We start from the raw sequence: 12,252 nt of genomic DNA, 5'->3' as shown, positions 1-12,252 counted from the left end.
GCGACCCTCTCTTTTTGTGGTTCAGCGTGGTGGTTCAGGGCTTGAGTTGCGCCCGGCACGCTGTCACAGACGCCCCTGCTCCCTCAGCCCCGCCAGCCCCTGCATGCCACCGGTGTGGATGAAGACGATCTTGCTGCCGCGCGGGATGTGGCCTGCCGCCAGCTCGCGAAACAGCCCCCACATCGCCTTGCCGCTGTAGATGGGCTCCAGCGGCAGGCCCGTCTCGGCGCTGAAGGCCTGTACCCACTGCCAGAGTGCCGGACTGAATTTGGCATAGCCGCCGTCGTGGTGATCCAGTGCGATCCGCCAGCCGGGCGTGTCGGCGGCAGCGGGATGGAGGCGGCGCACCTCGTCGGCGATGAAGCTGCCCCCCTTGAGTACCGCGATGGCGAGGATCTGCTGCGGTGCCTGTTTGCCGGCGATGAGCCCGGCCAGGGTGCCGCCGCTGGCGCAGGGTAGCACCCAGAGATCCGGCGAGAAGGGCACTTCATCGACCAGCTCGGCCACCCCGGGAATGGCCAGCGGGCTGCTGCCCCCTTCCGGCACTATCAGGGTCTCTTCATCCTCGAATTGGGCCAGCCAGGCGGGATCCTGCCGCCGCCGGTAGCTTTGGCGGTCAACAAAAACGAGATCCATGCCCCAGCCTTTTGCCGCGCTCAGAGTGCAGTTGCTGACGGCTTCCGGCTCCCCGCGTATGATGCCGGTAGTGCGCAGGCCAGATTGGCACCCCGCTGCCGCCAGGGCATGGATGTGATTGGAGTAGGCGCCGCCAAACGAGAGCAGATGGCGTTTGCCCTGCTCTCTGGCATGCAGCAGGTGGTACTTGAGTTTGCGCCACTTGTTGCCCGAGATGGCGGGGTGGATCAGATCGTCCCGCTTGCACCAGAGCTGGACTCCATGGGCGCTCAGCAGCGGATGCGAGACAGCTTGCAGCGGCGAGGGCAACAGGGCGGGCGGCAGGGGCGGTAGCGCCATCGGGGGCGAGTGGGGTGACAATGAGTAATCGGTCATTTATCTGGAGGCTAATGCTCTGTTTATGCTAAGGTTTAATCCGTTTTGGGCAGCCAGGTGCGGGTTTCAATGAAACAACTTTTCAGACGTTCGACCCCCAGCCGTCAGGTAGGACTCCTGCTGGCCAGCGATCGGATCATGCTGGCTTCGCTCGGCAACCCGCCCATCTTCGCCACCCGCGCCATCAATGGCCCGCAAGAGTGGCCCCAGGCCATGGCCGAGCTGTTCAGCCGCCACGGCCTCGCCAAGTCTAAGGTGCGAGTCGCCCTCGCGGCCAGCCTTTATCAACAGGTCCAGATCGACAAGCCCGCCGTTCCCGATGCCGAAATGGCCGGTGCCCTGCCCTGGGCAATCAAGGATTACGTCAGCGAATCTGTGCTGCAGCTCGCCATGGATTATGTGGATCTGCCCACCCCGCCGGCGGGCCGGCCGCGCATCAACGTGATCTGCGTGCCCAAGGCGCGGGTACAGCAGCTGGCGGATGCGGTCAACGGCATCGCCAGCCTGGACGCCATCGTCAGCGACGAACTGGCGATGACCGCGCTGTACGAGCCGGATCAGACGGTGCGCATGCTGCTGTGGCAGCCGAAGGGGCAGGATCTGCAACTGCTGGTGTTCCATCAGGGGGGGCTCTGCTTCTCCCGCCAGTTGCGCGGTTTCGGTGCCCTCACCGGCGAGCACGAGCCTGACGCCATGCTGCTCGATTCGCTGGCGCTGGAGATCCAGCGCTCCCTCGACTATCTGGTGGGCCAGCTCAAGCTGCCGTAACTCGGCCAGATGCAGCTCGCCATCGCCTCACCCTTCATCGGTACCCTGGTGCGCCACATGGAGCAGACCTTCGGCTTTGCCGTCTCCGCCATGGCCAACAAGGCGATCCTCTCCGGCGTGGAATATCTCTCGGCTTATGCCGCTGCTCTGGGGGAGGATGCCTGATGAAACGCCAGATCAACCTCTACGGCGCCGAGTTTCGGCCCAGACGGCAGTGGGCCAGCCTCAACCAGATGGCGCTGGTATGGGGCGGCAGCGTACTGTTGCTGCTGTGCGCCGCCGGCGTCATCGCCTGGCAGCAGCACGTTGTCGGGCGCGAGCTGGTGCAGGTGCGGGCGGCGCTGGAGATCAAGCGTGGCGAAGCGCAGCGGCTGGATGCCGAGCTGGCCCGTCACCAGGCCGATGGCCTGCTGCAACAGCAGCTCGCCACCAAGCAGGAGGAGCTGACCGCCAAGCAGGGCCTGATGCGGCAGCTGGGCAGCCTGGCGCTGCAAAAATCCCAGGGTTATGCCGGGCTGATGGCCGATCTGTCCCGTATCCGCGCTCCGCAGCTCTCCTTGCAACGGATCGAGATCGCCGACGGCTACGTCAACCTGTCCGGCTTCGCCGGGCGCAGCCAGGATGTGCCGGCCTGGGTCAATCGTTTCAAGCAGACCCCGTCGCTGGCGGGCAAGCAGTTTGGTGAGCTGACGTTAAGCCGTGACAAGGAGGGCCGGCTGGCCTTCCAGCTCAGCGGTATCGAGCGGGAGAAGCCCTGATGAGCCTGAAAGAGCAGTGGCAGGCCTGGGCCGACAAGATCGCCGCCCTCAGCCAGCGCGAGCGAGTACTGATCCTGCTGACCGGGGTGGTCGTGGTTGGCGCCGTTGCCATTTATGGCTGGCTGGATGGGGCCGCAGTGCGGCTGGAGCAGGAGCGGCTGGCGCTGAGCACTGCCCAGCGGGATCTGGAGATCATGGACCTCGAGAACCAGGGCAAGCAGGCCAAACTGACGCGGGATCCGGATCTGCACGTGCGTATCCAGCTGGCACAGCTGGATGGCGAGCTGGGCAAGCTGGACGCCGAACTCAAGGCCCAGACGGTGGATCTGATCCAGGCCCACGAGATGCCGGCCGTGCTGGAGGCCCTGCTGTCGCGCTCCGCCAACCTGCACATGGTGGCACTCACTTCGCTGACGCCGGAGCCGCTGATGGCGGGCGAGCAGCGCATCAATCTGTTCAAGCACGGCATCCGGCTCAAGCTGGAGGGCGGCTATTTCGATGTGTATCAGTATCTCAAGGCGCTGGAGGGGCTGCCGCGCCACTTCTACTGGAAGCAGTTTGACTACCAGGTGCAGGAGTATCCCAAGGCGGTGGTGGAGATGGAGATCTACACCCTCAGCACCAGCAAGGAGTTTATCCGTGGCTAGATGGTTTCCCCTGTGGGCGTGTCTGTTCAGTCTGCTGGCCCAGGCGCAGCCCGAGCTGTTGCAGGACCCCACCGCCCCTTTGAGCGGCGCGACCAGCGGCGCCAGTGCAACCGGCCAGCGCGAGGCCGGTCTGCCCAGGCTGCAGAGCATCATGCTGGGCAACGGCCCGGCACTGGCGGTGCTCAACGGCAGCAGTTATCGGGTCGGCCAGCAGGTCGACGGTTATCGCGTGGTGGCCATAGGTGCAGATGCCGTGGTGCTGGAGAAGGGGGGCAAGCGCCAGTCGCTGACCCTGTTTGCCAGCAAGGTCCGGATCTGAACGCGCTCCACCCGGGATGGGCGGAGCCAGGTTTGTCGAGTTTAATTGCAAGTCAGGGTGCATTTATTACATGAAAAAACATCATCTCTGCCTGATCTCCGCCGCCGTGTTGACGGCAGGCTGTACCAGCTACCGGCACCCCGAACCCGTGCAGGCCAAGGACGCACTCAGGCATGCCATGACCGAGCAGAACAAGGGCGGGGCGCTGACCAGCGTACCCAAGTCGGTACAGAGCGAACTGCTGCAGCTCAATCGTCCACCCCAGGCCATCAGCATGCCGGAACCGCGGCTGCGCATTGCCGCCCACGACGTGGATGCGGTGGAGTTTTTCGGCTCCCTGTTCAAGGGCTCCCGCTACAGCGTGGCGGTGCACCCCGGGGTGGCGGGCCAGATCTCGGTCGAGCTCAAGGATGTGACCCTGACCGAAGTGCTGGCCGTGGTGGGCGACATGTACGGCTTCGACGTGCAGCGCAAGGGCAACGTGTTCCACGTCTATCCGGCCGGTCTGCGCACCGAGACCATCCCGGTCAACTACCTGATGATGTCCCGGCGCGGTCTCTCCCGCACCTCGGTCAGCACCGGCGGGGTGACGGCCAACGACAACAATGGCAACAGCAATAGCTTTGACAATGCCAACGGCAGTAACAACAGCACCAGTAACAGCAACCGCTCCTCCAACGGCAGCTCGAACAGCGACAGCAACGGCACCCGCATCGAGACCGACACCAACAGTGACTACTGGACCGATCTGCGCGACACCCTGCAGACCCTGATCGGCAGCGGCGACGGCCGCGCCGTCATCACCAGCCCACAGGCGGGCCTGGTGACCATTCGGGCCTATCCGAAGGAGCTCAAGGCGGTGCGCGAGTTCCTCAATCAGTCGGAGAGCCACTTGAAGCGCCAAGTGGTGCTGGAGGCGCGGATCCTGGAAGTGGCCCTCAACGAGGGTTACGAGCAGGGGGTAGACTGGAGTGGTCTCTCCGCTAGCTGGGATGGCAACAAGGGCATTACCGGCGGTGGTTCGGCTGCGCCATCCCAACTACCCACCACCCCCAACCAGATCTTCAGCGCCCTGGGCGGCGGGGCCGGCTTCAAGATTTCCGACGGCAACTTCAACGTGGCGGTCAACCTGCTCAAGACCCAGGGGGACGTGAATACCCTCTCCAGCCCGCGGGTGACGGCGACCAACAACCAGAAGGCGGTGATCAAGGTGGGGACCGACGAGTACTTCGTCACCAACGCCTCCACCACCATCACCACCAACTCGTCCGGGGTGTCCGACAAGACCCCCAACGTGGAGCTGACCCCCTTCTTCTCCGGCATCGCGCTGGACGTGACGCCGCAGATCGACGAGGAGGGCAAGGTGCTGCTGCATATCCACCCCTCCGTCATCGACACCGAAGAGCAACAGAAGACCATCGACATGGGCACCTCGGGAGGGACCCTTCAACTGCCGTTGGCCAAAAGCTCGATCCGCGAGTCCGATACCGTGGTGCAGGCCAACAATGGCGACATCATCGTCATCGGCGGCCTGATGAAGACCGACAAGCAGGAGATCGTCAGCAAGGTGCCGTTGCTGGGGGACATTCCCTGGGTCGGCGAGGCTTTCACCAACCGCCGCGAAAGCACCAAGAAGGTGGAGCTGGTGATCCTGCTCAAGCCGACGGTGGTGGAGAAGGACACCTGGCAGAACGAACTGCAGCGCTCCTCCGAGCTGCTCGACAAATGGTATCCGCCCAAGGGCTGAGTCATGATCCTGGACCGGTTTGACCAAGTGCCGGGGACCATCACGGGCTCCCGGGCAGAGATGGCAGGTGATTGCCCATGTACCTGAACCACTTCGGTTTGCAGGAGGCTCCCTTCGGCCTCACCCCCAACACCGGCTTCTATTACGGGCTGCCCCCGCACGAGGAGGCGCTGCAGGTTCTCAACTGGGCGCTGGCGCAGGGGGAGGGCTTCATCAAGGTGACCGGCGAAGTCGGTACCGGCAAGACCCTGCTCTGCCGCAAGCTGCTGAGCGAGCTGGGCTCCGAGGAGCGGCCGGTGCGTCTGGCCTGGTTGCCCAACCCCCACCTCAACCCGGCCGAGCTGCGCATCGCCCTGGCGCTGGAGCTGGGACTGGCGGTGCGGGATCAGAGCGAGCTGGACCTGACCGATCGTATCCATCGCCACCTGATCGCCTTGCATCAGCAGGGGAGCCGGGTGGTGGTGCTGATCGACGAGGCGCAGGCGCTGCCGGACGAGACGCTGGAGGCGATCCGGCTGTTCGGCAACCTGGAGACCGAATCGAGCAAGCTGCTGCAGATCGTGCTGTTTGGCCAGCCGGAGCTGGATGCGAGGCTGGCCAAGCCTCATCTGCGCCAGCTGCGCCAGCGGATCGGTTTCTCCTACTGCCTGCGGCCGCTGCGTTTCGATGAAACCCGGGCCTATCTGGAGCACAGATTGCAGATTTCCGGTTATCGCGGGGCCCCGCTGTTTGGCGGCCGGGCGCTGCGCCAGCTGTGGCGCGCTTCGCGCGGCATTCCGCGACTCATCAACATACTGGCGCAGAAGTGCCTGATGCTGGCCTATGGCCAGGGGGCGCGCCAGATCGATAGTCGGCTGGTGCGGCTGGCCGTACGCGACACCGATGACGCCCGCCGTTTCGTGCCGCGGCGCTGGTGGCCACTCGTGCTGCTGCTGGGCTGCGCCCTCGCCTATGGAGTCTGGCAATGAGCGTGATCAATCAGATGCTCAAGGATCTGGAACAGCGCCAGCAGGGGAGCGAGGGTGCCGTCTATGTGCCGCCCGTGCGCCAGCAGGGCTGGTGGATGCTGCTGCTGACCCTGATCTGCGGGCTGGCCCTTGGCATTCTGGGCTGGCGTACCTGGATCTACTGGCAGCAGAGCCAGCGGGTCGTGGAGGCCCGCCAGCTGCAGGTGGCCGGTGAGCCCAAACCGGACGCCATCGCCCGAGCGGTTCCCGCAGCGGTGCCGGCCAGTGCAGAACAGGAGCCGGTGGATCAGGTGGTGGCGCTGCCAACCCCGCGCCACCTTGCTGCACTGCCTGCCGCCGAGCCGCAGCTGGCGCATGAGCGCGCAGCCGATGACGCCGATGTGGCCGCCATCGATGAGGAGGGGCCGAGCGACGAGGAGCTGCAACCCGATCTCTATGCCGAGCTTGCGGCGGAGCAGGAGGCCCCCGCGGCCGCGCCGCGCAAGCCCGGCGTGCTCAAGATAGAGACGGTCAACCTCTCCGAGGCCGAACTGGCCACCCTGGCCGAGCGCAAGGCCACCACCGCCATGGCCAAGGGGCAGCTGCGCGATGCCCAGGACAACTACTATCAGGTGCTGGCCCACGACCCGCGCAATCAGGGGGCGCGCGAGCAGCTGGCGGGCCTGCTGTACGGCGAGGGGCGGCTGAGCGAAGCGAGCCAGTTGCTGGAAGAGGGGCTCAGATTCGATCCCGAACAGGCCGATTTCCGGCTGCTGCTGGCGCGGCTCGCCATCAGCGGTGGCGATCAGCTCAAGGCGCTCGGCTGGCTGACCGGCCATCGACCGGATCTGGCCAGCAATCTGGATTATTACGCCACCTGGGCCGGGCTCAGCCAGGAGCTGGGTCAACATGCCGAGGCGGCGGATCTTTACGTGAAATTGTTGCGCCAGCAGCCGGATCAGGGCCGCTGGTGGCTCGGGCTCGGCGTGGCCGAAGATGGTCAGGGCCACAGCCAGCGGGCGCTGGATGCCTATCGCAATGCCCAGTTGCACGGCAACCTGGGCGAGGCTTCGACCAGCTGGCTCGAACAGCGGATTGCCCAGCTCGCCCCCTGACGGGCGGCCGGGATCACTTTTTTGGAGTTTGCATGGCACAACCCAGACTGAAAATGCGCCTCGGCGACCTGCTGGTACAAGAGCAGATCATCTCGGATGATCAGCTGCAGCTCGCCCTGCAGCAGCAGCGTCAGACCGGCCGCAAGCTGGGCACCACCCTGATCGATCTCGGCTTCATCAGCGAGGTGCAACTGCTGCAGTTCCTCGCCCGCCAGCTGGATGTGCCCTTCTTCGATCTCAACAACCTCACCATAGATGCGTCGGCGGTGCCGCTGCTGCCGGAAGTGCAGGCGCGCCGCTATCGCGCGCTGGCGGTCAACCTTACCGACAACAAGGTGACGGTGGCCATGTCGGATCCGGCCGATTTGAGCGCCCTCGACGCCATCGCGGCGCTGCTGCGCCCGCGGGAGATGGGACTGGCGGTGGCGCGGGAAGGCCAGCTGCTGGAGTATTTCGACCGCCTCTATCGCCGCACCCGCGAGATCGAGAGCTTCGCCGAACAGCTGCACGAGGAGTATCAGGACGCCGGCTTCGAGCTGGGCTCCAGCAACCTCGGGGCCAGCGACGAGGGGGAGGCGACGGTGGCCAAGCTGTTGCGCTCCCTGTTCGAGGATGCGGTGCAGGTGGGGGCCTCCGATATTCACATCGAGCCGGACGAGAAGGTGCTTCGCATTCGCCAGCGTATCGACGGCATCCTGCACGAGAACATCCTGAGCGAGGTGCGTATCGCCCAGGCGCTGGTGCTGCGCCTCAAGCTGGTGGCCGGCCTCGACATCTCCGAGAAGCGGCTGCCGCAGGATGGCCGCTTCAACATGAAGGTGCGCGGCCGCGACGTGGATGTGCGGATGTCGACCATGCCGGTGCAGTACGGCGAATCCGTGGTGATGCGGCTGCTGGACCAATCCTCCGGCATCCTGTCGCTGACCGAGACCGGCATGCCGCCGGAGATCCTGACCCGCTTCCGGCGCCAGCTCAAGCGACCCCACGGCATGATCCTGGTGACGGGGCCGACCGGCAGCGGCAAGACCACCACCCTCTACGGCGCTCTCTCCGAGCTCAACCAGGCCAGCCAGAAGATCATCACGGTGGAAGATCCGGTGGAATACCGGCTGCCCAGGGTCAATCAGGTACAGGTCAATCCCAAGATCGGGCTCACCTTCTCCCACGTGCTGCGCTCCACCCTGCGTCAGGATCCGGACATCCTGCTGGTGGGCGAGATGCGGGACAACGAAACGGTGGAGATCGGTCTGCGCGGCGCCATCACCGGTCACCTGGTGCTGACCACGCTGCACACCAACGATGCGGTGACCAGCGCCCTGCGCCTCATCGACATGGGGGCTCCCGGCTATCTGGTGGCGAGCGCGCTGCGGGCCGTGGTGGCCCAGCGGTTGGTGCGGCGGGTGTGCGAGCACTGTGTCGAGGAGAAGGCGCCGGATGAAGGCCAGGCCACCTGGCTGACCGTGCTCTCCGGCGAAGCGCCGGGCCAGCACGTCTATCACAAGGGACGCGGCTGCCAGAGCTGCAACTTCACCGGCTATGCCGGCCGGATCGGGGTGTACGAGCTGCTGGAGCTGGATCAGCCCATGATGGACGCCCTGCGCCGCAACGACGCCGAAGGGTTTGCCAAGGCGGCCCGCCAGCACCCGCACTACCGGCCGCTGGCGCTGACCGCGCTCGATTACGCCCGCCAGGGGATCACCTCGGTGGACGAGGTGCTGCGGCTGGCGGAGGACCTGGGGTAAGTGATGACCAACTTCATCGGCAATGAACACGGCCGGCTGGCGCGAGGCACCCCATGAGCAGCTTCGCCTACAAGGGGCGCGACAGCCAGGGCAATGCCGTTAGCGGCGTGGTAGAAGCAGCCACCGAGATGGCTGCGGCCGAGCAGTTGATGCGCCGCGGTGTGATGCCGACCGAGTTGAAGCCCGGCAAGGCGAAGGCGGCCGCCCTCGACTGGTCCCTCTTGCTGGAGCGGGGCGTGCGGCTGGACGAGCTGGTGGTATTCAGCCGCCAGATGTATGCCCTGACCCGGGCCGGCATCCCCATCCTGCGTGCCATCGCCGGGCTGGAGGAGAGTGCCCACAGCAAGCCGCTCAAGCGGGCGCTGCACGCGCTGGGAGAGGATCTGGGCAACGGCCGGCCGCTGTCGAGCTCGATGCAGGCCCACCCCAGGGTGTTCAGCAGCCTGTTCGTGGCCATCATCCACGTGGGGGAGAACACGGGTCAGCTGGAAGAGGCGTTCTTGCAGCTTGCCAACTATTTCGAGCTGGAGCTGGAAACCCGCAAGCGGATCAAGACAGCCATGCGCTACCCCAGCTTCGTGCTGATTGCCATCGGTATCGCCATGGTGATCCTCAACATCATGGTGATCCCGGTCTTTGCCGGCATGTTCGCCAAATTTGGCGTCGAGCTGCCGCTGGCGACCCGGATCCTGCTCGCCACCTCCCACTTCTTCGTGCACTACTGGTGGGTAATGCTCGGCGTGTTGCTGGCCATGGTGTTCGGCTGGCGGCGCTGGGTGAGCACGGTCAAGGGCAAGCTGACCTGGCACAGATGGCAGCTCAAGTTGCCGATCGTCGGCACCATCATAGAGCGCTCCCTGCTGGCCCGCTTCGCCCGCAGCTTCTCCATGATGCTCAAGGCCGGGGTGCCGCTCAACACGGCGCTGAGCCTGGTGGCCGATGCGGTGGACAACGCCTGGATGGCGGGCCGGATCCGCGACATGCGGGCCGGCATCGAGCGGGGCGAGAGCCTGCTGCGCACCGCCGGCAGCAGCGGCCTGTTCACCCCGCTGGTGATGCAGATGATCGCGGTGGGGGAAGAGACCGGCCAGGTCGATGATCTGTTGCACGAGGCAGCAGAGTATTACGAGCGGGAGGTGGACTATGACCTCAAGAGCCTCACCGCCCGGATCGAGCCGATCCTGATCGGGATCGTGGCGGTCATGGTATTGATCCTGGCGCTGGGCATCTTTACGCCGATGTGGGACATGATGCGGGCCGTACGCGGCAAGTAACCGGTATCTTTACCGTCACTGAGGCGGGGCATGATGTGGGCCGTACGCGGCAAGTAACCGGTATCTTTACCGTCACTGAGGCGGGGCATGATGTGGGCCGTGCGCGGCAAGTAACCGGTATCTCTACGGTCACTGAGGCGGGACATGATGTGGGCCGTGCGCGGCAAATAACCGGTCAACGAGGCGGGCGGTATGGGTAAGCGGCAGAGCGTGGAGCGAGATGGGTGAGTCGACAGTCACAACAGGATGATCACTGGCTGGGGAGCTATCGGCGGCTGGCCGTGGGGATCCTGTTGCTGATCATGGTGGCGACCCTGGCCCGGAGCTATCTTGTCCACCGGGAGGAGGCGCTGGCCGTCAGCCTGACCCTGCTGGGGGAACAATTTGCCGAGCGCGCACAAAGGTTGCATGGGCTCTGGCTCGATCAGCGGCGTCCCGCCGTGCTGCATGTCGATGGGATGGCCTGGCAGTTTGATGAGCGGGGCTGGCCACTGGGTGCCGGTACAGTGATGACGCCGTCGGAAAACTGCCGTTGGCTGTGGGAGCAACTCATCGGTACCACTGCGTCGACCCAGCCGCCGGTGCAGGCCTTGGCGAGCCTGGATGGCGAAGGGTGCCAGTTCGGCTGGGAGAATAATTGGCTGATTTATCAATTTTCTGACGGCAGAGTGCAACAAAAGCCCTAAATGAGGCTTGTTTTGAGATTCAGTTAAATGATTTTTTTATATCTGCATGAAATAATGCGGATTATTACGGAGGGTCCATGACAACAACGCGACTGGTACCAAGATATTCTGGTGTGGCGAGTCCCCAACGTGCAGCGGGTTTCTCGTTGATCGAGCTGGTGATCGTCATCGTCATCCTGGGGATCCTGGCGGTCACCGCCTTGCCCCGTTTTCTCGATGTCACGGACGAAGCCAAGAAAGCCAGTGTGGAGGGGGTCTCCGGCGGATTTGCCACCGGCGTGTCGCTGGTGCGGGCTCAATGGGAGGCCGAAGGGCGCGCCAAGCAGGACAGCCTCAATACCGTGCTCTATGACGGTTCACGCTTCTATCTGACTACGCCGACCGACACCCAGGTCAGCAACGGCGAGCTGTCGCCCGGCTATCCCATGGATACCTCGGCCGGTGGCGGCATCGACGTGGATCCGGCCAACCTGACGGCCCCGCGCTGTCTCAAGATTTGGGAGGGTCTGCTGCAGAATCCTCCCAAGGCTACCGCCAGCTTCAGCGAGGTGCGTGGTAGCGGCAATGACCTGAAATACTATGTCAGTGTGACCAATAACGGCCTGGACTCGGTCTGCCGCTACTATCTGGTCAATAGTTTGAGTAAGGGTAGTGATGGCAAGTATCAGGATCCGCAAGGCAGTACTGATGCATTCATGAGTTTCAGTTACCGTCCGGCTTCCGGTCAGGTGACTACCAATATCAATTGACAGAGGAAAGCAATATGAAAAAACAGGCGGGTTTTACCCTGATCGAACTGGTCATCGTGATCATCATTCTGGGTATCCTGGCAGTGACCGCTGCTCCCAAGTTCCTGAATCTGCAGGATGATGCCAGAACATCCACCTTGAAAGGCGTTGCCGGTTCCTTGAACTCGGCCGGTGCAATGGTTTACAGCAAGTCCGTTCTCAAAGGGAAAGACAAAGAGAGCACTGCTTACACTTTGGATCTGGGCAATGGCAAAACAGTTTCTACACTGTTTGGTTACCCGGTCGCGACCTCTGCTGCGCTGTCAACTGTTGTTGAGTTGAATAGTGCTGAATGGGCGTTTGCTGCTCCTACTGGTTCTAATCCTGCCGCCATCAAGATTTTCCCGAATGGAGTATCTACCACTTCGACCACTTGCTTCGTGACTTACACCGAGGCAACGTCGACTTCAGTACCGACAGCGGTGACTACTGACTGCAATTAATACAATG

General features: G+C 63.9%; 12 protein-coding genes and 1 pseudogene. 12 read left to right on the top strand and 1 reads right to left on the bottom strand.

The window, feature by feature from the left end; all coding sequences use genetic code 11:
• Positions 1–63 precede the first annotated feature (63 nt).
• Positions 64–1,011 (bottom strand): 1-aminocyclopropane-1-carboxylate deaminase/D-cysteine desulfhydrase, encoded by a 948-nt coding sequence (locus tag ACPW75_RS18710; RefSeq protein WP_077095795.1) that lies wholly within the window; start codon positions 1,009–1,011, stop codon positions 64–66.
• A 69-nt stretch (positions 1,012–1,080) separates the two neighbouring features.
• Here ACPW75_RS18710 and mshI point away from each other — a divergent pair.
• The 12 genes and pseudogenes from mshI to ACPW75_RS18650 all read left to right on the top strand — a co-directional run bounded on the left by mshI (position 1,081) and on the right by ACPW75_RS18650 (position 12,245).
• Positions 1,081–1,944, top strand: a pseudogene (mshI, locus tag ACPW75_RS18705) (MSHA fimbrial biogenesis protein MshI).
• On the top strand, positions 1,944–2,537 hold the full coding sequence (mshI1, locus tag ACPW75_RS18700; protein ID WP_077095794.1) for an MSHA fimbrial biogenesis protein MshI1: 594 nt from the start codon (positions 1,944–1,946) through the stop codon (positions 2,535–2,537). The pseudogene mshI and the gene mshI1 overlap by 1 nt, the downstream one beginning before the upstream one ends.
• Entirely contained in the window at positions 2,537–3,184 is a 648-nt protein-coding gene (gene mshJ / locus ACPW75_RS18695) for an MSHA fimbrial biogenesis protein MshJ (RefSeq protein ID WP_077095793.1), read from the top strand. Before mshI1 ends, mshJ begins: the two co-directional genes overlap by 1 nt.
• Entirely contained in the window at positions 3,177–3,503 is a 327-nt protein-coding gene (gene mshK, locus ACPW75_RS18690) for an MSHA fimbrial biogenesis protein MshK (protein ID WP_016349155.1), read from the top strand. Before mshJ ends, mshK begins: the two co-directional genes overlap by 8 nt.
• Positions 3,504–3,573: 70 nt before the next feature.
• Positions 3,574–5,250, top strand: coding sequence for a pilus (MSHA type) biogenesis protein MshL (gene mshL / locus ACPW75_RS18685; RefSeq protein ID WP_077095792.1), 1,677 nt, complete (start codon positions 3,574–3,576; stop codon positions 5,248–5,250).
• A gap of 77 nt (positions 5,251–5,327) precedes the next feature.
• Complete coding sequence (gene mshM / locus ACPW75_RS18680; protein ID WP_041216125.1) at positions 5,328–6,218, top strand: MSHA fimbrial biogenesis protein MshM; 891 nt, start codon at positions 5,328–5,330, stop codon at positions 6,216–6,218.
• Complete coding sequence (mshN, locus tag ACPW75_RS18675; RefSeq protein ID WP_179101356.1) at positions 6,215–7,312, top strand: MSHA fimbrial biogenesis protein MshN; 1,098 nt, start codon at positions 6,215–6,217, stop codon at positions 7,310–7,312. Before mshM ends, mshN begins: the two co-directional genes overlap by 4 nt.
• Before the next feature lie 32 nt (positions 7,313–7,344).
• Positions 7,345–9,054, top strand: coding sequence for an MSHA fimbrial ATPase MshE (mshE, locus tag ACPW75_RS18670; protein WP_077095791.1), 1,710 nt, complete (start codon positions 7,345–7,347; stop codon positions 9,052–9,054).
• A 53-nt stretch (positions 9,055–9,107) separates the two neighbouring features.
• Positions 9,108–10,328, top strand: a complete 1,221-nt coding sequence (gene mshG / locus ACPW75_RS18665; RefSeq protein ID WP_039212863.1) for an MSHA fimbrial biogenesis protein MshG — start codon at positions 9,108–9,110, stop codon at positions 10,326–10,328.
• A 224-nt stretch (positions 10,329–10,552) separates the two neighbouring features.
• Positions 10,553–11,014: a hypothetical protein gene (locus tag ACPW75_RS18660; RefSeq protein WP_077095789.1), complete on the top strand. Its 462-nt coding sequence runs from the start codon at positions 10,553–10,555 to the stop codon at positions 11,012–11,014.
• A 77-nt stretch (positions 11,015–11,091) separates the two neighbouring features.
• On the top strand, positions 11,092–11,763 hold the full coding sequence (gene mshB, locus ACPW75_RS18655; protein WP_039212865.1) for an MSHA fimbrial major subunit MshB: 672 nt from the start codon (positions 11,092–11,094) through the stop codon (positions 11,761–11,763).
• Between the two features lie 14 nt (positions 11,764–11,777).
• Entirely contained in the window at positions 11,778–12,245 is a 468-nt protein-coding gene (locus tag ACPW75_RS18650) for a prepilin-type N-terminal cleavage/methylation domain-containing protein (protein ID WP_041216130.1), read from the top strand.
• The last annotated feature ends 7 nt before the right edge of the window (positions 12,246–12,252 follow it).

The organism is Aeromonas sp. FL131, assembly GCF_049860615.1.
Classification (GTDB): Bacteria; Pseudomonadota; Gammaproteobacteria; order Enterobacterales; family Aeromonadaceae; genus Aeromonas; species Aeromonas hydrophila.
This window is presented reverse-complemented; position numbering and strand designations above follow the sequence as displayed.